This is a genomic window from Halobaculum roseum (assembly GCF_019880245.1).
In the GTDB taxonomy this organism is placed as follows: Archaea; Halobacteriota; Halobacteria; order Halobacteriales; family Haloferacaceae; genus Halobaculum; species Halobaculum roseum.
Genome location: NZ_CP082286.1, coordinates 2,425,398 through 2,444,543, shown reverse-complemented (window position 1 = coordinate 2,444,543; position 19,146 = coordinate 2,425,398). Strand labels below are relative to the sequence as shown.

Annotated in this window: 25 protein-coding genes and 1 tRNA gene; 15 read left to right on the top strand and 11 right to left on the bottom strand. The window is 68.0% G+C overall.

All coding sequences use genetic code 11. The annotated features are described in order from the left end of the window. Positions 1 to 275: 275 nt before the first annotated feature. The 9 genes from K6T36_RS12410 (at position 276) to K6T36_RS12375 (ending at position 7,249) form a co-directional block, all read left to right on the top strand. Entirely contained in the window at positions 276 to 905 is a 630-nt protein-coding gene (locus tag K6T36_RS12410; RefSeq protein WP_225935121.1) for an amino acid-binding protein, read from the top strand. Continuing rightward, complete coding sequence (locus K6T36_RS12405) at positions 902 to 1,876, top strand: homoserine dehydrogenase (RefSeq protein ID WP_222921555.1); 975 nt, start codon at positions 902 to 904, stop codon at positions 1,874 to 1,876. The genes K6T36_RS12410 and K6T36_RS12405 overlap by 4 nt, the downstream gene beginning before the upstream one ends. A gap of 249 nt (positions 1,877 to 2,125) precedes the next feature. Then, positions 2,126 to 3,391, top strand: coding sequence for a translation elongation factor EF-1 subunit alpha (gene tuf, locus K6T36_RS12400; RefSeq protein WP_222921554.1), 1,266 nt, complete (start codon positions 2,126 to 2,128; stop codon positions 3,389 to 3,391). Further along, entirely contained in the window at positions 3,392 to 3,706 is a 315-nt protein-coding gene (rpsJ, locus tag K6T36_RS12395) for a 30S ribosomal protein S10 (protein ID WP_073306642.1), read from the top strand. Positions 3,707 to 3,844: 138 nt separating this feature from the next. Continuing rightward, positions 3,845 to 4,453, top strand: a complete 609-nt coding sequence (locus K6T36_RS12390) for a rhomboid family intramembrane serine protease (protein ID WP_222921553.1) — start codon at positions 3,845 to 3,847, stop codon at positions 4,451 to 4,453. A gap of 63 nt (positions 4,454 to 4,516) precedes the next feature. Continuing rightward, a tRNA-Ala gene (locus K6T36_RS12385) sits at positions 4,517 to 4,588 on the top strand. Between the two features lie 177 nt (positions 4,589 to 4,765). Continuing rightward, positions 4,766 to 4,888 carry a hypothetical protein gene (locus K6T36_RS19080; protein ID WP_264083989.1) on the top strand — a complete coding sequence of 41 codons (123 nt, stop codon included), beginning with the start codon at positions 4,766 to 4,768 and terminating at the stop codon, positions 4,886 to 4,888. Between the two features lie 178 nt (positions 4,889 to 5,066). Continuing rightward, on the top strand, positions 5,067 to 5,579 hold the full coding sequence (locus tag K6T36_RS12380) for a PD-(D/E)XK family putative nuclease (RefSeq protein WP_222921552.1): 513 nt from the start codon (positions 5,067 to 5,069) through the stop codon (positions 5,577 to 5,579). After that, positions 5,576 to 7,249: a DUF7845 domain-containing protein gene (locus K6T36_RS12375; RefSeq protein WP_222921551.1), complete on the top strand. Its 1,674-nt coding sequence runs from the start codon at positions 5,576 to 5,578 to the stop codon at positions 7,247 to 7,249. The genes K6T36_RS12380 and K6T36_RS12375 overlap by 4 nt, the downstream gene beginning before the upstream one ends. Before the next feature lie 975 nt (positions 7,250 to 8,224). Here K6T36_RS12375 and K6T36_RS12370 read toward each other — a convergent pair. The 4 genes from K6T36_RS12370 to K6T36_RS12355 form a co-directional block, all read right to left on the bottom strand. After that, a complete protein-coding gene (locus K6T36_RS12370; RefSeq protein ID WP_222921550.1) occupies positions 8,225 to 8,692 on the bottom strand; it encodes a hypothetical protein in 468 nt (155 codons plus the stop codon). A gap of 86 nt (positions 8,693 to 8,778) precedes the next feature. Continuing rightward, complete coding sequence (locus K6T36_RS12365; RefSeq protein ID WP_222921549.1) at positions 8,779 to 8,928, bottom strand: hypothetical protein; 150 nt, start codon at positions 8,926 to 8,928, stop codon at positions 8,779 to 8,781. Beyond that, a complete protein-coding gene (locus tag K6T36_RS12360; protein WP_222921548.1) occupies positions 8,925 to 9,299 on the bottom strand; it encodes a DUF7718 family protein in 375 nt (124 codons plus the stop codon). The genes K6T36_RS12365 and K6T36_RS12360 overlap by 4 nt, the downstream gene beginning before the upstream one ends. Before the next feature lie 72 nt (positions 9,300 to 9,371). Next, a complete protein-coding gene (locus K6T36_RS12355) occupies positions 9,372 to 9,611 on the bottom strand; it encodes a type II toxin-antitoxin system HicB family antitoxin (RefSeq protein WP_222923486.1) in 240 nt (79 codons plus the stop codon). On the opposite strand from K6T36_RS12355, the gene K6T36_RS12350 reads away from it, so the two are divergent. Then, the gene (locus tag K6T36_RS12350; protein WP_222921547.1) at positions 9,604 to 9,876 is read left to right on the top strand and encodes a hypothetical protein; all 273 of its coding nucleotides are present in this window, start codon (positions 9,604 to 9,606) and stop codon (positions 9,874 to 9,876) included. The two genes, K6T36_RS12355 and K6T36_RS12350, sit on opposite strands and share 8 nt — an antisense overlap. A 77-nt stretch (positions 9,877 to 9,953) precedes the next feature. Here the strand turns inward: K6T36_RS12350 and K6T36_RS12345 are convergent, their stop codons facing one another. Then, positions 9,954 to 10,625 carry an HAD family hydrolase gene (locus K6T36_RS12345; protein WP_222921546.1) on the bottom strand — a complete coding sequence of 224 codons (672 nt, stop codon included), beginning with the start codon at positions 10,623 to 10,625 and terminating at the stop codon, positions 9,954 to 9,956. Positions 10,626 to 10,799: 174 nt separating this feature from the next. Between K6T36_RS12345 and K6T36_RS12340 the strand changes: the two genes are divergently transcribed. Beyond that, positions 10,800 to 10,982: a hypothetical protein gene (locus K6T36_RS12340; RefSeq protein WP_222606859.1), complete on the top strand. Its 183-nt coding sequence runs from the start codon at positions 10,800 to 10,802 to the stop codon at positions 10,980 to 10,982. 69 nt (positions 10,983 to 11,051) lie between these two features. On the opposite strand, the gene K6T36_RS12335 is transcribed toward K6T36_RS12340, so the two are convergent. Next, on the bottom strand, positions 11,052 to 12,383 hold the full coding sequence (locus K6T36_RS12335; protein ID WP_222921545.1) for an RNB domain-containing ribonuclease: 1,332 nt from the start codon (positions 12,381 to 12,383) through the stop codon (positions 11,052 to 11,054). Positions 12,384 to 12,744: 361 nt separating this feature from the next. After that, complete coding sequence (locus tag K6T36_RS12330) at positions 12,745 to 13,074, bottom strand: DUF7562 family protein (protein WP_222921544.1); 330 nt, start codon at positions 13,072 to 13,074, stop codon at positions 12,745 to 12,747. A 148-nt stretch (positions 13,075 to 13,222) separates the two neighbouring features. On the opposite strand from K6T36_RS12330, the gene K6T36_RS12325 reads away from it, so the two are divergent. Further along, entirely contained in the window at positions 13,223 to 13,717 is a 495-nt protein-coding gene (locus K6T36_RS12325) for an RNA-binding protein (RefSeq protein ID WP_222921543.1), read from the top strand. 67 nt (positions 13,718 to 13,784) lie between these two features. Here K6T36_RS12325 and K6T36_RS12320 read toward each other — a convergent pair whose 3' ends face one another. Continuing rightward, positions 13,785 to 14,522, bottom strand: a complete 738-nt coding sequence (locus tag K6T36_RS12320) for a DUF1028 domain-containing protein (RefSeq protein ID WP_222921542.1) — start codon at positions 14,520 to 14,522, stop codon at positions 13,785 to 13,787. 206 nt (positions 14,523 to 14,728) lie between these two features. Here K6T36_RS12320 and K6T36_RS12315 point away from each other — a divergent pair, with 206 nt between their 5' ends. After that, positions 14,729 to 15,085 carry a cell division protein SepF gene (locus K6T36_RS12315; RefSeq protein ID WP_222606853.1) on the top strand — a complete coding sequence of 119 codons (357 nt, stop codon included), beginning with the start codon at positions 14,729 to 14,731 and terminating at the stop codon, positions 15,083 to 15,085. A gap of 30 nt (positions 15,086 to 15,115) precedes the next feature. Here the strand turns inward: K6T36_RS12315 and K6T36_RS12310 are convergent, their stop codons facing one another. Next, entirely contained in the window at positions 15,116 to 16,132 is a 1,017-nt protein-coding gene (locus K6T36_RS12310; RefSeq protein ID WP_222921541.1) for a PrsW family intramembrane metalloprotease, read from the bottom strand. Between the two features lie 190 nt (positions 16,133 to 16,322). On the opposite strand from K6T36_RS12310, the gene K6T36_RS12305 reads away from it, so the two are divergent. After that, entirely contained in the window at positions 16,323 to 16,697 is a 375-nt protein-coding gene (locus K6T36_RS12305) for a DUF7532 family protein (protein ID WP_222921540.1), read from the top strand. After that, positions 16,694 to 18,196 carry a ribonuclease FAU-1 family protein gene (locus K6T36_RS12300; protein ID WP_222921539.1) on the top strand — a complete coding sequence of 501 codons (1,503 nt, stop codon included), beginning with the start codon at positions 16,694 to 16,696 and terminating at the stop codon, positions 18,194 to 18,196. Before K6T36_RS12305 ends, K6T36_RS12300 begins: the two co-directional genes overlap by 4 nt. 22 nt (positions 18,197 to 18,218) lie before the next feature. Here the strand turns inward: K6T36_RS12300 and K6T36_RS12295 are convergent, their stop codons facing one another. Together K6T36_RS12295 and K6T36_RS12290 are read right to left on the bottom strand one after the other, a co-directional pair. Then, complete coding sequence (locus K6T36_RS12295) at positions 18,219 to 18,773, bottom strand: sugar O-acetyltransferase (RefSeq protein ID WP_222921538.1); 555 nt, start codon at positions 18,771 to 18,773, stop codon at positions 18,219 to 18,221. Between the two features lie 48 nt (positions 18,774 to 18,821). Then, positions 18,822 to 19,142, bottom strand: a complete 321-nt coding sequence (locus K6T36_RS12290; RefSeq protein WP_222606848.1) for a NifU family protein — start codon at positions 19,140 to 19,142, stop codon at positions 18,822 to 18,824. Positions 19,143 to 19,146: the final 4 nt, after the last annotated feature.

Below are 19,146 nucleotides of genomic sequence, written 5' to 3'. Positions count from 1 at the left end.
CGCCGAGAGACCGTCGGAGATCTCACAGGATCGTTCGAACACTGGCAAGCATCGCCACGGTGGAAGGCTTATCACCTCCCCGTCTACACAGGACAACTATGCCAAGTGGCACGACCCACGGTCGGCGCGACGGCTGCGAACGAGCGACCCAGCCCCGCACGCCGATCACAATTATCGGGTCCACGACCACACCCCCCGACGGAACACGCTCGACGGCGGCGGCCGACGACGCGGCGCCGACGGGGACGCGCGCGGACGAACGGAGGGCCCGATAGATGCCCTCGGAGTCGACGCCAGCCCCCGACGAGCAGCCGGTGGACGCGGCGGACGACGGCGGTACCGAGAGTGACGGCGACGACGCGGCGGAGACGGACGGCGGCCACGAGACGGAGCTGCAGGCGCACACGATCCGGCTCGAGCTGGTCGACGAGCCGGGGCAGCTGCTCGGGGCGCTGAAACCCATCGCCGACAACGGCGCGAACCTGCTGTCGATCTTCCACGAGCGCGGGAGCCTCACCCCGCGGGGACGCATCCCCGTCGAGGTCGACATCGAGTGTCCGCCCGACCGGTTCGAGGGGATCCTCGATGACCTCCGGGAGCGCGGCGTCAACGTGATCCAGGCCGACGCCGAGGAGTACGGCGACGAGGTGACGGTCGTCCTCGTGGGCCACCTCGTGGACACGGACCTGTCGGACACGCTCAAGAAGATCCAGGACTGCTCGGGGGCGTCCGTGGCCGACATCGACCTGTCGGCGCCGGCGGGCGCCGGGTCGTCGGCGCACTCCAGCGCCCGGCTTCGCCTGCGGGCACACGCCGGCGAGACCGCCAGCGTGATCGAGACGGTCCGGGAGGTCGCCGCCGAGAAGGACATCGACGTGATCGCGCCGCTGGAGGGCCGCCGATGAGGCTCTGTGTCCTCGGCGCCGGCGCGGTCGGCCGGGCGGTCGCGGAGTTGGCCCCCGAGTACGACAACGAGGTGACCGCGCTGGCGGACTCGTCGTCGGCGGTCGTCGACCCCGACGGCGTCGACGTGGAGGCCGCCCTCGCGCGCAAGGACGCCGGGGAGGCGCTCGGCGGCGCCTCGCCGGGCGACGCGCTAGCGGCCGAGTACGACGTGCTCGTGGAGGCGACCCCGACGACGCTGGGCGACGCCGAGCCCGGCTTCTCGCACGTGCGCACCGCGCTGGAGCGCGACAAGCACGTCGTGCTCGCGAACAAGGGGCCGGTCGCCGAGCGGTACGCCGAGGTGCGCGCGCTGGAGGCCGACTCCGCGGGCGAGGTGTACTTCGAGGCGACCGTCGGCGGCGCCATTCCGGTGTGCGCGACGGTCGACGACCTCGGGGCGAAGCACGTCTCGGCGGTTCGCGGCGTGCTCAACGGGACGGCGAACTTCGTCCTCTCGCGGATGGCCGCCGAGGGCCTCGACTACGACCACGTGCTCGCGGAGGCCCAGGACCTGGGCGTCGCGGAGGCGGACCCCTCGTTCGACGTGGAGGGAACCGACGCGGCGCTGAAGTGCGTCATCCTGGCGAACGTGTTGCGCGAGGCCGACTGCGACACCCTCGACGAGCTTCGCGAGGCCGCGGTCACGCTCGCGGACGCCGACGTGGAGGGGATCCGCGACATCCCGGGCAGCGCGCTGGAGCTGGCGGCCGAGGACGGGCGGACCGTCCGGCTCGTCGGCGAGGCGACCCGCGACGGCGTCAGCGTCGGCCCGCGGCTGGTCCCGGAGAACGGCACGCTGTCGGTGACCGGCACGCGAAACATCGTCGAGATCGACCACGAGTACGCGGGGGGGCTCGCCATCTCCGGGCGCGGCGCCGGCGGCGAGGAGACCGCCAGCGCCGTGCTGGCCGACGTGGCTCGACTGGAGTAGTTCGCTCCGTCGGCAACCGCCATTCGGTCGGTGTCGACCGATCGTTTCGAACCGATCGTCGAGGATCAAACGCCCGGAACGGGGGTCCGGCGCGGTCGGAGACGACCCGTGTAACCACCACACACGGGAGGGGTACACACGACCTAATCGCAAGCAAGCGTCGGGGTGGGCTGCCTGACGTATCGAAATGGTTTTAGGGCGTTCGGACGTTATACGTCCTTACAGAGCGCCTCAGCGCTTGATTCAACAATGAGCGACAAACCCCACCAGAACTTGGCCATCATCGGCCACGTCGACCACGGGAAGTCCACGCTCGTCGGGCGGCTCCTCTTCGAGACCGGGAGCGTCCCCGAGCACGTGATCGAACAGCACCGAGAGGAGGCCGAGGAGAAGGGCAAGGGCGGCTTCGAGTTCGCCTACGTCATGGACAACCTGGCCGAGGAGCGCGAGCGCGGTGTCACGATCGACATCGCCCACCAGGAGTTCGACACCGACCAGTACTACTTCACCATCGTCGACTGCCCGGGCCACCGTGACTTCGTGAAGAACATGATCACGGGCGCCTCGCAGGCCGACAACGCGGTGCTCGTCGTCGCGGCCGACGACGGCGTCGCGCCCCAGACCCGCGAGCACGTCTTCCTGGCCCGCACGCTGGGTATCAACGAGCTGATCGTCGGGATCAACAAGATGGACCTCGTCGACTACTCGGAGGACTCCTACGACGAGGTCGTCTCCGAGGTCGAGGACCTGCTCAAGCAGGTCCGCTTCGGCACCGAGGACGCGAGCTTCATCCCGATCTCGGCGTTCGAGGGCGACAACATCGCCGACCGCTCGGACAATACGTCGTGGTACGACGGCGAGATCCTTCTGGAGGCCCTCAACAACCTTCCGGAGTCGGAGCCGCCGACGGACGCGCCGCTGCGTCTGCCCATCCAGGACGTCTACACCATCTCGGGTATCGGGACGGTCCCCGTCGGGCGGATCGAGACCGGCGAGATGACCCCCGGTGACAACGTCTCCTTCCAGCCGTCGGACGTCGGCGGCGAGGTGAAGACGGTCGAGATGCACCACGAGGAGGTCGACTACGCGGGCCCCGGCGACAACGTCGGCTTCAACGTCCGCGGCGTCGGCAAGGACGACATCCGCCGCGGCGACGTCTGTGGTCCCGCGGACGACCCGCCGACGGTCGCCGAGACCTTCCAGGCGCAGGTCGTCGTCATGCAGCACCCGTCCGTCATCACGGCCGGCTACACCCCCGTCTTCCACGCCCACACGGCGCAGGTCGCGTGTACGGTCGAGTCGCTCGACCAGAAGCTCGACCCGTCCTCGGGCGAGGTCGCCGAGGAGAACCCGGACTTCATCAAGTCCGGCGACGCGGCCATCGTGACGGTGCGCCCGCAGAAGCCCCTCAGCATCGAGCCGTCCAGCGAGATCCCGGAGCTGGGCTCCTTCGCCATCCGCGACATGGGTCAGACCATCGCGGCCGGCAAGGTGCTCTCCGTCAACGAACGGTAAATGCCCGGACAGCAAGCGCGCGTCCGACTCGCGGGCACGAGCCCCGACGACCTGGACGACATCTGCGACGACGTCCGCGAGATCGCGGACAAGACCGGCGTGGCGCTGTCGGGTCCCATCCCGCTCCCCACGAAGACCCTCGAGGTCCCGTCGCGAAAGTCCCCCGACGGCGAGGGGACGGCGACGTGGGAGCACTGGGAGATGCGCGTCCACAAGCGGCTGATCGACATCGACGCCGACGAACGCGCGCTCCGTCAGCTCATGCGGATCCAGGTCCCGAACGACGTCTCCATCGAGATCGTCCTCGAGGACTGAACTGAGGCGCACCGGACCCGTACGGGTCCCCCGTCACCGACGACCGTTCTCATCGTTTTTCACACACGCCAGCGGCGGCGCCACCGACGGCCGCCGCCCGGCGGCACGGCTTTGTCCGCACGTCACGCAGTACTCGGCATGGCCTCCGTCCGATCGGCGACCCGAACCGGGCCGCTCCGTCCGGTCGCCGAGACGCTCGCGCTCATGGCCGCGGTGTCGGCGGCGTTCTGGGTCGTCGGGCTGCTCGCGCGCCCGCTGGCGGCGTTCCTGTTCGTCCTGTCGGCGCCGACGGTCGTCCAGCCGTGGACGCTTGTGACCAGCGTGTACGCCCACGCCGGCGTCGGCCACCTCCTCTCGAACGCGGTCGTGGTCGTCGTCGCCGGCGTTCCCGTGGCCGCCTCGACGACCCGTGCCCGGTTTCACGGCTTCGTCCTCGCGACGGGGGCGCTCGCGGGGCTGGCGCAGGTGTGGCTCGGTGGCCTGCTCGTCCCCACGGGCGTCGTGGGCATCAGCGGCGCCGCGTTCGCGCTCGTCGGCTACGTCGCCGCCGCCAATCCCGCCGCCGACGCGCTCGGGCGCGCGGCGCGACGGCTCGACGTGTCGCCGCGGGTTCTGGTCGTCGCTGTCGGGGGACTCGCGCTGGCGGTCACGGTCGTGTTCAGCCCCGCCGGAAGCGCGCTGATCGCGCATTTCGTGGGGCTGCTTCTGGGCGTCGGCGCCGGGAGAGCCCGACTGCTGCGTGTGTGACAACCGCGCGAGGGCGGGTCGAAACGGAACCCTCAAGTGTCGGCCCGGGCTTTCAGCGAGTGCGGGCTCGTAGATCAGTGGTAGATCGCTTCCTTCGCAAGGAAGAGGCCCTGGGTTCAAATCCCAGCGAGTCCACTACCCTTCGCGGTTCTCAAGAAGGTCTCGTTATTCCGGTAGTGACCGGTCTCTCTCCGCCGTTTCCGTCATAGAGTCGCGTAATAATACCCCCCTGCGCGGGAGAGTTCACAACGGGGAGTCTTCCGGGTCGCCGGAGTCGCGCGATTACAGCGAAGGATTCGGGGGGTGGTCGGCGTGAAACCGTTCGTCCGCGCGTCCCGCCTATACGACGCCGCGACCCGCGAACGGATCGCCCACCCCGCGACTGAGGCGACCGACGCCGAGGTCCGCGCGGCGATCGCGGAGGTCGAGCGATGAGCGGTGACGGCTCCCTCGCCGACTTCGGAGCTGGCACCCCAGTTCCCAAGGACAACGCCGACGGGGACGCCCCGACCGAAGACGCCGACTCGTTCGCCGATCGAGACGGTCCCGAGTGCGTCGACTGCGGCCGCTCGACTCCGACCACTGCCGAGCGACCACCGTACGGAGAGGTTCTGTGTCCGCGCTGTTGGCTCAAACGGGAGGGGTTGAAATGAGTCGGGCAACCTCCGGCGTTCCCTCGCCGAAAGAATCCGGCGAAGCCGTCGAAGCCGAGGTTATCGACCGCTTCCCCGCGCTCGAATACATCCCGGATTCCGCAGCCACGTGGTACGACGCCGAGACCACCACGGCGCTTTCACCGTCCGATGCGCTCCCGTTCGCCTCAGTTCCGATCGTCGCTACCGGAACGCCTATCGAAATCAAGTCGGCGCAGGTACGCCACAACGGTGGGGAACGCGGCCGTTTCTACCTTCGCGAACAACAGCACCGTGCGCTCCTCGATGCCGCCGGGTTCTACCTATTCGTCGTCTACGACCCCCGGCACGGCCACCCTCACTTGGGGCGGTTGCTCATCCCCGCGTCGATCGTCGACGAGTTCGTCCCCTCGTGGATCGAGGTCACCGACAGGCTGACGCACGCGAAGCTCGCGTGGTCGCGGCTTCTCGACCCCGCGGAGGTTGAAAGATGAAAGGCGTCACGCCGGCATGGCACGAGTTCGCCATGCAACTCAACTTCTCCCGCGGGCTCGATCCCTACTTCGCCGCGCACGCCGTCGTCCGCGCCTCCGGCGGCTCACGTGAAATCGAGTTCACCCGCGACGGCGAAACGTGGCTCGCGAAGCTCTACTACCAGAGTTCTGGGATTCAGCATCCCGGCGCTCGACTCCCGACCGGCACCGAGTGGGAGCTAGACACCGTTCGCGAGTTCCGGGTCACGGTCAAGCGCCGCGGCGACGAGGACGAGCCCGGCCAGCAGTCCTTCAACGCGCACCTCCGGCCCCGCTGGAAGGGGATGCGCGTCGAGAAATCGAACGGCGAGACCACCGAGCTACCCCTTCCCAGCGGGATGCGCGAGGGAGTGAACATCCGTGTGAACGGATCGAACATCCGCCCGACGCGCTACCTCCCGCTCCTGCGCGACGCCGCCCGAGCGCTCGATCTGAATCCCGACTACTTCACCGAGCCCGACGAGACGAGCACGGTCCGCGACGCCGAGCGGTACGTTCGCCTCCTGGAGGACGCGAGCGGTCCCGTTCACGCCCGCGACGGTCCGATCGCGAAGCTCGGTCATCTGCTCGAAAACGACCGGAGCGGCTACCGCAAGGTCGTGCAGAACGACACGGACGGCGAAGGCAACGACGTTCCGGGGTACTATCACACCGTCACGCTCGGTCCGGGGCGCGTCGCTGAAGCGTGGCCCAACCACGAACTCCCGAAAGAGATCAAGCACTACCGCGCCCGTCACGCCGAGCCGCTCGACGAGGACAACCCGCTGCGACACCCGAAGGTCGGCGCCTCCTATCAGGTGAACCGATGGGATGGATCGCTCGGTGTCACCGACGACGATCTCGCTCGCCTCGAACGCGAGCTAGATCAAGCGCTTCACTCGGTGCTCCGGGAAGCCGGTGTGCCGCTCGACCCGCCGGGCGGTGACGGCTCTCCTCCCTACCAACCCGATCCGTACTTCCCGGCCGAGATCGGCGACCACACTGAGCCGCCGAAACTGAATCTCACCGAGCTCGAATCTGAGCAAGAGCACGTCGTCGTTCGTGAACTCGCCAAGACCGGCGGCGTCTCACCCGTGGAAGGGGAGGTTATCGAGTACCTCCTTGCGGACGGTGGGACCGCCAGCGCCGCCGATATCGCCGAGGAACACGGCCGTCATGTCGGGTCGGTCCGCCGCGCGCTCCGGCGCATGGACGACCTGATCGATCGGAAGTACGGCGAGGTCGCACTTGCGTCTAACCACATCGCTGAGATGCTCCACAGCGCGGTTTCCGAACTCCGCGACGCGAGTACCCGCCTCTCGGAAGCGACCGGCGAGGCGCTCGTCTCGGCGACGCGCGGGCTCGATGAGACGACGAGCGCGCTCCGGACGTGGCTCGCGAAGCACGGCTGCGAAACCGAGTCTCGCGGACAGGCGATCAAGAAGCTCCGGCTCGGCGAGTTCGATCCGTCCGGACTGAGAGGGTATCAGAACGTGAAGGACGAACTACGCCGCGGACTGAGCCTGTGGACCGACGCCGGCCGAAACCCCGCTGACTTCAAGAACGCCGCGGTGATGTTCCGCAGATCTGACCGCCGGAGTCCCCAGGTGATGGACGCGACCCGTCTCCTCGAACTCCGCGAGCACGTCTAGCCGACGATCGCCCCGGCCGGCGGCCGATACGCGGCGCCGGCCGGGTAGTGGCGACTCTCTCCCGAACCCCCGAATACCGGCGATTTGAGCCCGTTTCTCCCCGAACCCTCGTTTCGTTTGGAATCTTCGAGTCGACGAGCGATCGCTTCGAGCGCGAGCGTCGACGCCGAACCGAACGGGAGGGGTTCGGTTCGCCGTTAGGGGTGTGGCTAAGGCCACCCCATCAACAGACCACCGCCCCCGCAACGCGAGCCGCAGGCGAAGCGCCCCCTCGGGGCGCGCGAAAAATTTCGGCGGAAGAAAAGAGAAACGGCGGTTAGGAAGGGACTGCGTAGTTCACACTGCTCTCGATTGACCGATACGGAGAAAGCATTTACCTAAGACGGCATCTGCGTAATTTATGAATCGTCGACAGTTCTGTCTTGGAGTAAGTGTTGTTCTTACAGCTGTTTCGGGCTGCTCAGGCAGAGAAACAGGTTCGACACCGGGAGCAGTGGCCGAATCCGGCCCTGAATCCTACCTGCCAGATTCAACCGATGTGTGGGAGTATCAGGGCACTCAAGAACACGAACCCGCTTGGTCACCATTGGGAGCGACTGACGGTGCTATCGGCCAGTACCAAGGACCAGACGGGTATTCCTACGAGTTCGTGGTGATGGATTCGGAAGAAGGATTCTCAGAAGGAAACGCGCGGAGTTTGGCTTGTGCGGGTTGGCAGATAGCGATCGCCATAGATGGGTACGCGATTGCGGCGAGTACAGGCACAGAACAGCGAACATTCACACCAGAAGCGCCACCAACGATGACTCAGTCAGCTGCCCCCGAGACGGAAGACAGTGTGCGAGAATTACTGGCGCTCTCTCCTCGCCTTAGCGAAGCAGACCTTAACGAACACAGAATCAACTGTTAATTACAGTGCCTGCACCGATCAATCAGGCGACGGTGCGATCTACTCGTTGCATGAATTTGAATGGGCTATTCTGCTTGAGGGTTATTGTCTGTGTCTCTATTCATCATCAGGTACTCGTTGAGCAATGAGCCTGCACCAACGAGTACAAAGAGGAGACCACTCACAAGTAGAACGAACAGTCCCGACTCAACTTCATACCGGACAACTGACTGGTAGGTGAGGAAGCGGTTAGTGAATACAACAAGTAGCACCGCTCCGGTGCCGATGAGTGCGAGATCGCGTTGCCACGAGAGCGAAGTTATTCCTGCGACGATGACGACACCGACGACGCCGAGAAGAAGAAAGAGTAGGGCAGGGTCAAGGCCGTCCATTCCGAATTCTAATCCCCAGACGCCTTCTGACGTATAATACGCCTGCCCGTCAGTGTAACCGGCAGGAAGCTTTCGAACCCACGGAAGCAACAACCCAACGACTCCCAAAACCGCCGCACCGATCGTCGCAGAAAGATACGCAAACTCCGATCTGTATTTCATCAAATACAGTCCGCCCTGTTCCGGTAAATGCTTTCTCTGTATCTATCGCTGTCAGATGTAAGGTCGAAGCACAAAACCGAGCGCTTCTACTCCTCGTCGCCGCCGTCCGCGATCCGCTTCCCGCCGGCACGGTAGTCCTCGGGGTCGCCGCCGAGATCCTCGGCGAGCGCCTCCCGCAGTTCCTCGCCCTGCTCGTCCATCGACTCCTTGAACTCCGCGAGTTCCTCGTCGGTCATTGGTTCCGTATTCCGTGCCATTCCTCGTACCTCTTGACATACCGTTCGCCGTGTTCGGATAAGTGTTCTTCGGCGAACGACAACGCCTCGCTCGGCGGCATCGGCGGGAACACCTCGCCGCCGTCTATCTTCTCGCCGTCACGGTACACGTCCATGTGGACCCCCTCTTCTAGCACGTCGTGCCCGAAATCCGATTCGGGGTCATGGTCAAAGCGGACGACGGGTTCCCACTCGTCGCCGCGGTCGTACTCGATCTGCACGACGAAGCGGGTTATCGTCCCGTTGTCGGAGGTGTAGCCGATCCGCCGCCGAACGCGGCACTGGAGCGGCGTGGTGAACTCGCGGTCGTACTCGCGCGGCCCGTCACTCATCGTCGCATTCGAGGTCCGAGGCGTCGAGGACAGCCGCGACGAATACGTTCGTGTCCAGAAAATACCGCATCGCTACGTTCGCTCGCGGATCTCGCGGACGGATTCGACGGGGTCCACGTCGAGGTCTCCGGCCATGCCGCGGAGGCGATCTCCGAGCGCCGCGTCGTCGTCGGGAGTCGAGGTCTCGGCGTCGAGGTTTGATAGCGCCTCTTCCCGGGTCATCCCGGTTCCGGTGACGCCGGATTCCTCGTCGACGGCGGCGAATTCGCCGTCGTCCGTCTCGATGAGACGGATGTCGCGCTTCGTGCTCATGCTCGGTAGTTGTCCGAAATCGGGCAAAAGCCTTCGGTCAGTCCCCGTCGTCGAGTGGATCGTCTATCACGGCGTCGAGGTCGTCCGCGTCCTCGCATCTATCGCTATGCTGACTAATCCGTCGTCCGTCGACGCAGAAATGCTCACGGCGGTCGGCGGCTCGATCGCCTGGTTCGCCGCTGGCGTGCTCGCGTTCCAGATCAGGGTGTTCAGCCTCCCGCCGGCCGTTCACGCCCTCGAAGTGACTTACACGAATGCGCTGTGAGCAGTCGTGCGTTGTGAATCCGCAAGACAGGCGTAGTGGAACGTTCCCAGCGAGTCCACTCCCGATTCTCCCGACGCCTACGTCCCGGAGACGAGCGTCTCGCGCAGCTCGTGCAGCGAGTCGACGTCGAACGTCGGCTCCGGGTCGAGGTCGTCGTCGGTGTTGAACTCCCGGCGGACGAACGCGGCGTCGATACCGACGTTGTGCGCGGCGGCAACGTCGGAGGAGCGGTCCCCGACGTACACCGCCCGGTCGGGCGCCAGGTCCGCGAGCGCCCGGTCCATGTACCGCGTTCCCGGCTTCTCGGCGCCGACGTCCTCGACGCCCGGACCGAGGCCGTAGTAGGTGTCGAAGCGGTCGTCGAGACCGAACTGTTCGAGAACGCGCTCGACGGCGCCGTGCTGGTTGTTGCTCACGATACCGCGGGCGGCAGGGAGATCGAGGAGGGCGTGGGCGTCGTCGTACAGCGCCTTCTCGCCCTCCGTCATCGCGGTCACCTGGTTCTCCGTGACGAGTTCGTTGCGGCGGCGCCACAGGTCGTCGAAGGCGACCCCGTGGGACGACTCGAAGAGCTCGCGGGCCGTCTCGAGCCCGCCCTCCAGCGTCCGGACGACCCGGAACTCCCGGGCGGTCGGGTCGTCGATGCCCGCCTCGGCCAGCGTCCGCTCGGCAGCGTCGTCGAACACCCACGACGGCGACCGCTCCACCAACACCCCGTCCATGTCGAACACGACGGCGTCGTACTCCATGGCACCTCCAACGGTCCCGGCTCCATGAGGCTGACGGGTCTCCCGCGACCTCCGATCGGGAGGTCACGGTCCCGACGGGCGCACCGACCGAATCGCTACCTCGGCACCGTACCCCGGTTTCACTTTCACTCCGCATGGCTCGCGTACAAGTCCCCTCCGTACACTGTAGTGTGTATGAGCACGAGTTCGCCGGTCGCCCACCCGGAACGCGTCGACATCGAGACGAGCAGTCGTGCCCGCATCGACGTGACGGAGACGAGCGTCCACGAGGTCGAGGCGTTCCTCCGACGCAACGAGTGTCGCGTGCACTTCGAACGCCGCGGCGCGACGACCGACCTGGTCGTCGTGACGGAGTAGCCGACGGGATTCGGGACGGGAACGGAGGGAAGGGATAGTGCGTCGAACGGCGAGGGATCGCCGGCGCGATTACTCCGGGACGGTGTCCGGACGGTCGTACTGTGCGTCCTCGGGGTCGTCCATCACCTCGACGCCGCGGTTGTTCACGGCGTAGGGGTCGAGCCCGACCTCCTGCATGAACTGCTTGTAGAGGCGTTCGGCCGTCTCGGCGTCCTTCTGTTTGTCCGAGGCGCTGTCGCACAGTTCGACGAGGTGCTCGGGCACGTCGTTCTCGTGGACGATCCAGTGGTTGATCAGGTCCGACAGGCGGCGGATGGGGCTGGTGAAGTGGCCGTAGATGTCGAAGTTGAGCGCGTGGTGGCCGCCGAACGGGTCGTTCATGTACTTCGCGCGGGGCATCACCTTCAGCACCGCGCGCTGGATCTTGTTGAGCTGCCGGTCGGGCGCCTCCTCCAGGGCGGCGTTGACGGCCATGCGGGGGTCGTCGCCCCACGCGTCGCCGGGGATGGAGACGCCGTCGAGCTCCTGGATCTCCTTGAGCGCCTCGTTCCACTGCTCGGGCGTCGGCTGCGGGTGGACGCGGTACATCGCCTCGACCCCGCGGTTCCACATCAGCTCGTGGGTGACCGCCTTGTTCGCCTTCAGCATGCACTCCTCGATGATGGTGTGTGCGCGGTCGCGACTCGGGTTCAACACGAGCGAGCCGTCCGCCTTGCGCTGCTCGTGGAGCTGGTCGGCCACGTCGTACGCGAGGGTGCACTTCTCGTGCAGCGGCGCGTCGGGGTCCTCCAGGCGGCGCTCGCACTGCTTGTAGGTGAGGCGCTCGTCGGAGTTGATGACCGACTTGTAGATGTCCAGCTCCTCGAACGAGAGCGTCTCCTTGTCGAGGCGCATCTCGACGGTGTGGGCGAGGCGGTCCTCGTTGGGCACCAGCGAGCACACCGTCTCCGCGAGGATCGGCGGGAGCATGTGGATGGTGTAGCCCGGCAGGTAAACGGTGTTGCCGCGCTCGACGGCCTCCTCCCACATCGCGGAGTCCGGGTGGACGTAGTGGCTCACGTCGGCGATGTGCACCCACAGGTGGTACTCGTCGCCGTCGTCCTCGATGGAGATGGCGTCGTCGAAGTCCTGCGCGTCGGCGGGGTCGGTCGTCCACGTCGTCAGCTCCCGGAGGTCCCGTCGCTCGTCGACCTCGTCCTGGATCTCCTGTTGAACGCCCTCGGTGCGGTCTTTCGCTTCGCGTCGTACCTCGGGCGGGAACTCGTCGCGGATCTCGAACTCCGCGAACAGCGACTCGCGTTTGTCGGCGAGCGCGTCCGCGAGGCCCTGCGTGATGGTGACCGGACCCTGGTCCTCGGCGGTCCCCTGGGCCGGCTCCTCCTCGGGCGTTGCGTCACTCATGGCGCGGGGTACGGTAGTGTGGTACGTGAGGGTTTCGGGGAGTGCGTCGGCGAGCGAGTGAGCAACGCGAACGAGCGAGCCGACGGACGGACGGCGGCGCGCTTGCGTGCGCGCCGCCCACAGAACGTGCGCGGTTCGAGGAACGAACGAAGTGAGTGACGAGAACCGCGGAGAACCGGCGGCGAGGTCTGGGGCCGAGCCGCCCATCGAAAGCGCGTCGGCGAGCGAGTGAGCAACGCGAACGAGCGAGCCGACGGACGGACGGCGGCGCGCTTGCTGGCGCGCCGCCCATCAAACGCGCGGTTCGAGGAACGAACGCAGTGAGCGGCGAGAACCGCGTCAGCAACGGAGCGAGGTCGGTTCAGTCCCTCCGACCTTCGGTGTCCTCGGCGTCGGCTTCCGTCCCGCCGTAGCGACGGGCGACCTCGCGCTGGTACGCCTCGACGTACGCCTCCTGTGAGTCGCCGCCCGCGTCCGCCTCCACGTCGACCAACAGCGCCTCCAGGTCCTCGCGCGGCTGGTGTGAGATGTCGCGATAACACTCCTTACAGAGGTACTCGAACTCCTTGTCTCGGCGGTCCCACCGATTCCCCTGCTTGTCGTACTCGCGGGCGTCCTCGCGCGAGAGGGACTCGCCACAGGCGATACAGACGACGGCGGACCGGTCCCGGTCCCGCCGGGATCCCCACATGATTCGTGATCCGGCGTCGGTGGACTTAGCGTTTATCGTGGGAACGTCGCACACGCCCACGCCCGAAAGCCGTCCACCCGGGCCGGAGCCCGGGGGTCGGTGCGGCGCCGAGCGGGCGATTTATCCGCCGACGCGCGGAGGAGACCACATGGAAGTCAAGTCACGCCACCACCTCCGGAGCGACGCCGTCTCCGAGATCCGCGACGCGCTCGCCGACCGCCTCGGCGTCGATCTGGGGGGCGACTCCTTCGAGCTGGTCGAGCTCACCGACTCCCCGTTCGATCTCGTGCTCGTCGACGGCGAGCCGGACGTGCTGTACTACGAGGGCGACGGCCGCGACCGAGAGCCGTTCCTCACGGTCCGAGGGGCCAACGACCACCCGCCCGAGCGCGGCGTCGTCACCGTCGACGCCGGCGCGGTGTCGTTCGTCTCCGACGGCGCCGACGTGATGCGCCCGGGCATCACCGAGGCCGACGGCTCGATCGCCGAGGGCGACCTCGTCGCGGTCGCCGAGGAGACCCACGGGAAGGTGCTCGGCGTCGGCCGCGCGCTCGTCGACGGCGACGAGATGGTCGGGGACGCCGGGAAGGTCGTGAAGTCGCTGCACCACGTCGGCGACGAGCTGTACGAGTTCTCGGTCTGATCGGTCGGCTGTCGGCCGAACCGTCGAGGCCGAACTCGGGGTCGAGTTCGGGGGCGACGGTCGGTCGTCACTCCCGGTCGTCCGTCGCGTCCTCGCCGGCGTCGAGGTCGTCCTGATCTTCCTCCAACTCGTCGGCGTACTCCTCCATGAGGATCTCCCGCCCGCGTCGGGCCTCCTCGAACGTTTCGCGCAGGTCGGCGACGGGCGTCTCGCTGGCGTCGACCCGCAGGTCGTCGTAGTAGGTGCCGACCTCGCGCTCCTCGGTGGTCTCGACCTTCAGCGCGGCCGACTGCACCGGGAGGTGCTCGCGCTTGTCGCCGCCCTCGGCGTGGCCGGCTTCCAGCGCGTCGATCAGCCGCTCCGCGAGGGGGGCGTCGCCGAAGGCGTCCGACTCGTAGGCGCTCGCGACGGCGTCGATCACCGCCTCGCCCGTGAGGAGATTTCCCGCGACGGTGTAGTTCTCCCCGCTCGTGTGGCCGTACCAGCCGTTGCACTCCTCGCCCGAGAACGTGAACGTCCCGTCGGCGTCGACGCCGTGGAGCTGGCGCTGCGGGGCGCCGTCGTCGGCGTTGAGCAGCGACTGGAGCGCGTCCTCGACGGCGAGCCCGTCGTCGATGTACTCGATGCCCTTGCGGCCCAGCTCCACGTTCACGAGCGACTGCGTCGCGACCGCGCCGTTTTCCGAGGCGAACGGACAGAGGGTGCCGACGCCGGGCAGGCGGGTGGTGACGGCGACGCCGAAGCGGGTCTGCCGGTCGCCCTGCTCGTCGGTGTACTCCTCGCGGACGCAGATGCTGAAGGTCATGTCGTGCGTCGCTGGGTCGGGTCGGAGCAAAAAGGCGGGGTTCCCGGAACGCGGCGGCGGGGCGAGACGGGACAGGTCAGGACACCGCGACGGCGACCGGAATACCCTGACTGGGGCGACGCGGCGACCGAACCGACGCAGTGTGACGGACGTGTGCGTCGCGTCCGACGTACAGACTTATGGGTGGAGGGAGTTTGGTGGCGTACATGGGCATCATGAGTAAGATCCTCGGGGGCGGGGGGACCCACAGCGCCGAGGACTACGTCGAACTGGACCTCGACGACTTCGAGAACGCCCGGGGCGGTGCCGGGATGCAGGTCCACATCGCGGAGATCTCCGACCAGCGCGACGTGATCGACATCAAGGACGCCGTCTACGACGGCGACTTCGTCATCGCGGACATCACCCGCCACTCGACGACGGATCAGACGGTCGAACGCATCATCGACGAGCTCCGGCAGGTCGTCGGCGAGGTCGACGGCGACATCGTCCAGAAGGGCGACGACCAGCTCGTCATCACGCCCACCGGCGTGACGGTGAGCCGCGAGAAGCTCGGCGACTGACCCAGGTCGACGCGCCTCTTCTCCGAACAGTCAGGCGTCGAACTCGGTCAGCTCCGAGCGCTGTTCCTCCTCGGCAGCGGCGTCCGCCTCGTGAGCGTCGTTGTACGCCGCCCGGTACCGGTTGATCTTCCGCACGAGGATCAGCCCGAACACGCCGTCGAACAGCGCGATGTAGACGAACGAGGCGGCCAGCGGCGGCAGCCCGCCGAACACGTTCAACACGCCCGACCCGATGCCGACGGTGGAGTTGTACGTCGCGTGGATGAGCGCCGCGATGATCAGCCCCTTCACGACGATGGGCCCGCGGTTCTCGGGGTTGAACTTCGCCAGGCCGAGGTAGTAGCCCGCGAACGCCGAGTAGATGACGTGTCCCGGCCCCGCGAGCGCGCGGGTGAACGTGATCCCCCCGCCGATCCCGATCAGGCCCAGCCCGAGGTCGAGTCCGGTCTGCTCGATGCCCCGTGAGATGTACAGCGCGTTCTCGATGAACGCGAAGCCGAGGCCGGCCATCGCGCCGTACACCGCGCCGTCGAGGACCGAGTCGAAGCTGTCGTGGCTGTAGGCGTACAGCCTGACCGCGAGCAGCTTCACCGTCTCCTCGACGGGGCCGACGATCAGGAAGAAGAACGCCACCGTCCCGAGGAAGCCGATCGGGCGGAAGTACGGCTGGGCGACGGAGTTGAGGATCGCCGCGAAGTTCGCGGTGAGCACCCCGAGCAGGAAGGTCGCGACCAGCAGCCCGAGCGGTTCGCTCGTGGTGATGTCCGAGCGGTACACGTACGCGGCGAGCGCGAGCGCCGGGATCGCCGACAGCAGCGTGAGCGCGCCGATCGCCGGGTTCGTCACCGCCGAGAACCCGCCGATCCCGATCAGCAACAGCGCCGCGACGATGATCGTCCCCCACCGGGCCGAGCCCGAGAGGAGTCGATAGATGGCGACCGAGAGACCGTCGAGCGAGGTTCGCTCCTCCCAGGTCGCCACGTCGTACAGATCCATCGAGGAGTCCGCCGCCTCCTCGATCGGATCAGTTCGCTCCTTCTTACCCATCGTGTGTGGGTGGCGAGACGCGCCGACGCCTTGTGTCTTGTTGCAGGCCGGAGCCGCCGGTCGGATCGCGGGATCAGGCCCCGTGGCCGGCCCCCGTGGTCGACGCGTCGGCCGGCCTGCTGGATCGGTAGCGGGTCCCCTCGCTTCGCAGGACCGGTACGTTTGACACGTGCCCCGCCGAAGCCGCGGTATGCACTTCGACCCGCGCGAACAGGCAGCGCTCCGCGAGGTCGGGCTCGACGCCGACGACCTCGACGCCGCCTCCGACCTCGTCGCCGACGCGGTCGACGAGGCGGCCGCCGACCTCGCCGACTTCTTCGAGGGCGGCGGGACGTACCACTCGGACATGAGCACCGCCCACAGCGACGGCGGGCTCCGCGAGCACGACGTGGATCACCTCGACGTGTACACCCACGCGGCGGACCTCCGAGGATATCTGAAGTTCGACCGCTGGGGCGTCCCCGTCGAGGACGGCCGCGTGCTGAACGACGAGGTCGTCGAGCTGACGCTCGGGCACACCGTCAACGACCGCGTTCGCTTCGCCCGCGACCCAGAGGCGCTATGAGCGGCGGCGGGGGCGACCGCGGCGAGAACCCCGGCGGCGACGACGGCGCAGGTGCCGGGCCCGCGAGCCACCGCGTTCGCGTCCGCGGCATCTACACGACGGCGCTCACCCGGTCGCTGCTTTCCGCCGGGCACAGCGTGGTGCAGGCGAGTCCCCCGATCCGGCGGCGCTTCGACGCCGACCTCCCCGCCGCCGACCACGACGCGAGCGTGGAGACGACCGAGGACCGCCAGGGGGTCGGCGTCGCCGGCGACCCGGACGCGGTGGCGACGCTGCGCGAGCACCTGCTCGACCTGGGCCTGGACGCGCTGGCGTGGGACGACCTCGCGCCCCTCGGCGCGGTGTTCGACGGCGTCGTGAGCGAGACGCTCGGGGGCGGGGCCGTCGTCGATCTGGGCGAGTCGGGCGCCGAGGGGTACCTGCCGTTCGACAACGCCGACGGCTACGTCGGCGAGGACGACACCCTCCGCGTGCAGGTGCTCGACCCGGCGGCCCCCTGGGAGGACGACCGGCCGGTCCTCGACACGCGGATCCGCGCGATGGCCGGCCTCGCGACGCTCGTCCCCGGCCGCGAGGGCGTCCGCGTCGACGGCGCCGACGACGCGGCGGCGCGGGAACTGGCGGGGATGACCGACCTGCTCTCGGTCGACGTACCCGACGGCTGGGGGATCGAGTGGGGCCGGGACGCCCGCGACGCCGACATGGACGCCCTCGGCGACGCGCTGGCGCGAGCGAGCGACCACGCGCGGACGCTCGACGACGCGCTGGAGGAGCCGCAGGGGGAACCGGGACCGCTCGCCGCCCCGACCGCCGGCGCGTGGGTGTGGTTCGGCCGGGACTGTCGCTTCGCGCTCGACGACCTGCGCCGCGAGGTGACGACGACGATGCCCGGCCACCACCGCACGAAGGCGGCCTCGCGATCGGCCTCCGCCGGCGTCGACCTCGCGGAGGCGCTCGTCGCCGCCGGCGGGTTCGCGCGCGACCCCGACGACGACACGGACTTCCCGTTCGGCGTCGTCGCCGACCAGTTCGGCCCGCACGTGGGCGACCGGATCGCCATCGGTCACGGGAAGCCCGACGGGCGACTCATCGTCCTCGGGCGCGGCGAGGTGACCGACCTCGACCCATCGGACGGCTCGGTCACGGTCGAGCGGCGGATGACCGCCGGCGGCAGCTACGACGCGCTCGACGCCCGACGCGAGGCCGGCGACGTGGCGACGACCACGTTCCGCGAGGGTCGGTGGTGGTACCCGACCGTCTACCGCGACGAGGACGGCGAGCGCAAGGGCACGTACGTGAACGTCTGCACGCCCGTCGAGGCGTTCCCCGAGGCCGTGCGCTACGTCGACCTCCACGTCGACGTGGTCAAACACGGCGACGGCCGCGTCGAGCGCGTCGACGACGACGAGCTCGACGATGCGGTCGAGCGCGGCGAGCTCACCGAGGAACTGGCCGAGAAGGCCCGCAGCGTCGCGTCGGCGCTGGAACGGGCGCTGTAAGTCGGTTCGGCTGCGACCTCGCTCACTCCAACTCTCGGATCACCCGCGCCGGGTTGCCGCCGACGAACGTGTCCGGCGGCACGTCCCGGGTGACGACCGCGCCGGAGCCGACCACCGCGCGGTCGCCCACGGTGACGCCGGGATTGATGACCGCGTTGCCGCCGATCCAGACATCGTCCCCGACGGTCACCGGCTCGCCGGATTCCCTTCCCCGTCGCTCCTCGGCGTCCATCGGGTGCGTCGCGGTGTAGACGTGAACGCCCGGTCCGAGCTGGCAGTGGTCGCCGAACTCGACCGGCGCCACGTCGAGGATCACGCAGTCGAAGTTGGCGAAGAACTCGTCGCCGACGGCGACGTTGTCGCCGTAATCGCAGCGGAACGGCGGTTCGACGGCGACGCCGTCGCCGACCGCGCCGAACAGCTCCGCGAGGAGGTCGCGGCGGCGTTCGGGCTCCTCGGGTCCGGTGTCGTTGTACTCGCTCGTGAGGGTTCGCGCGCGCCGGCGGGCGGCGACCAGCTCGGGGTCGTCGGGGTCGTACGGCTCGCCGGACACCATCCGCTCGCGTTCGCTCGGCACGCGTGAACCGGCGGCGGCCGGGATGAAAGCGGTACCGCCGCGGCCGCCTCAGAAGTGGTCGGACGACTCCGTCGAGTACTGGAGGTCGCCGCCGCGGCCGCCCTCGACGGTGCTGGAGCCCATCTCGCCGGTATCGGGCACCTTCACGTGGACCTCCTCGACCTCGTCGAAGTCCATGATCAGGTCCCGTTTGATGTTCTGTGCGGTGATGTCCGAGATGCCACAGCCCGAGCAGGTGCCGCCGAGTTCGACCACGACGACGCCCTCTTCGGCGTCGGCCTCGCGCACGACGCTCGTCCCGCCGTGCATCTGGATGATCGGCATCTGTCCGACCATCCACGTCTCGACGCGCTCCGCGAGGTCGCTCATTACT

Bases quoted from the DNA above. Each gene is read 5' to 3' on its own strand.
- K6T36_RS12390 (WP_222921553.1), top strand. From the start codon at position 3,845: ATGGCCTCCGTCCGATCGGCGACCCGAACCGGGCCGCTCCGTCCGGTC.
- K6T36_RS12355 (WP_222923486.1), bottom strand. From the start codon at position 9,611: ATGAGCACGAAGCGCGACATCCGTCTCATCGAGACGGACGACGGCGAA.
- K6T36_RS12325 (WP_222921543.1), top strand. From the start codon at position 13,223: ATGGAAGTCAAGTCACGCCACCACCTCCGGAGCGACGCCGTCTCCGAG.
- K6T36_RS12330 (WP_222921544.1), bottom strand. From the start codon at position 13,074: ATGTGGGGATCCCGGCGGGACCGGGACCGGTCCGCCGTCGTCTGTATC.
- K6T36_RS12405 (WP_222921555.1), top strand. From the start codon at position 902: ATGAGGCTCTGTGTCCTCGGCGCCGGCGCGGTCGGCCGGGCGGTCGCG.
- K6T36_RS12335 (WP_222921545.1), bottom strand. From the start codon at position 12,383: ATGAGTGACGCAACGCCCGAGGAGGAGCCGGCCCAGGGGACCGCCGAG.
- K6T36_RS12300 (WP_222921539.1), top strand. From the start codon at position 16,694: ATGAGCGGCGGCGGGGGCGACCGCGGCGAGAACCCCGGCGGCGACGAC.
- K6T36_RS12340 (WP_222606859.1), top strand. From the start codon at position 10,800: ATGAGCACGAGTTCGCCGGTCGCCCACCCGGAACGCGTCGACATCGAG.
- K6T36_RS12315 (WP_222606853.1), top strand. From the start codon at position 14,729: ATGGGCATCATGAGTAAGATCCTCGGGGGCGGGGGGACCCACAGCGCC.
- K6T36_RS12310 (WP_222921541.1), bottom strand. From the start codon at position 16,132: ATGGGTAAGAAGGAGCGAACTGATCCGATCGAGGAGGCGGCGGACTCC.
- K6T36_RS12305 (WP_222921540.1), top strand. From the start codon at position 16,323: ATGCACTTCGACCCGCGCGAACAGGCAGCGCTCCGCGAGGTCGGGCTC.
- K6T36_RS12370 (WP_222921550.1), bottom strand. From the start codon at position 8,692: ATGAAATACAGATCGGAGTTTGCGTATCTTTCTGCGACGATCGGTGCG.
- K6T36_RS12410 (WP_225935121.1), top strand. From the start codon at position 276: ATGCCCTCGGAGTCGACGCCAGCCCCCGACGAGCAGCCGGTGGACGCG.
- K6T36_RS12320 (WP_222921542.1), bottom strand. From the start codon at position 14,522: ATGACCTTCAGCATCTGCGTCCGCGAGGAGTACACCGACGAGCAGGGC.
- K6T36_RS12345 (WP_222921546.1), bottom strand. From the start codon at position 10,625: ATGGAGTACGACGCCGTCGTGTTCGACATGGACGGGGTGTTGGTGGAG.
- K6T36_RS12290 (WP_222606848.1), bottom strand. From the start codon at position 19,142: ATGAGCGACCTCGCGGAGCGCGTCGAGACGTGGATGGTCGGACAGATG.
- K6T36_RS12360 (WP_222921548.1), bottom strand. From the start codon at position 9,299: ATGAGTGACGGGCCGCGCGAGTACGACCGCGAGTTCACCACGCCGCTC.
- K6T36_RS12365 (WP_222921549.1), bottom strand. From the start codon at position 8,928: ATGACCGACGAGGAACTCGCGGAGTTCAAGGAGTCGATGGACGAGCAG.
- tuf (WP_222921554.1), top strand. From the start codon at position 2,126: ATGAGCGACAAACCCCACCAGAACTTGGCCATCATCGGCCACGTCGAC.
- rpsJ (WP_073306642.1), top strand. From the start codon at position 3,392: ATGCCCGGACAGCAAGCGCGCGTCCGACTCGCGGGCACGAGCCCCGAC.
- K6T36_RS12375 (WP_222921551.1), top strand. From the start codon at position 5,576: ATGAAAGGCGTCACGCCGGCATGGCACGAGTTCGCCATGCAACTCAAC.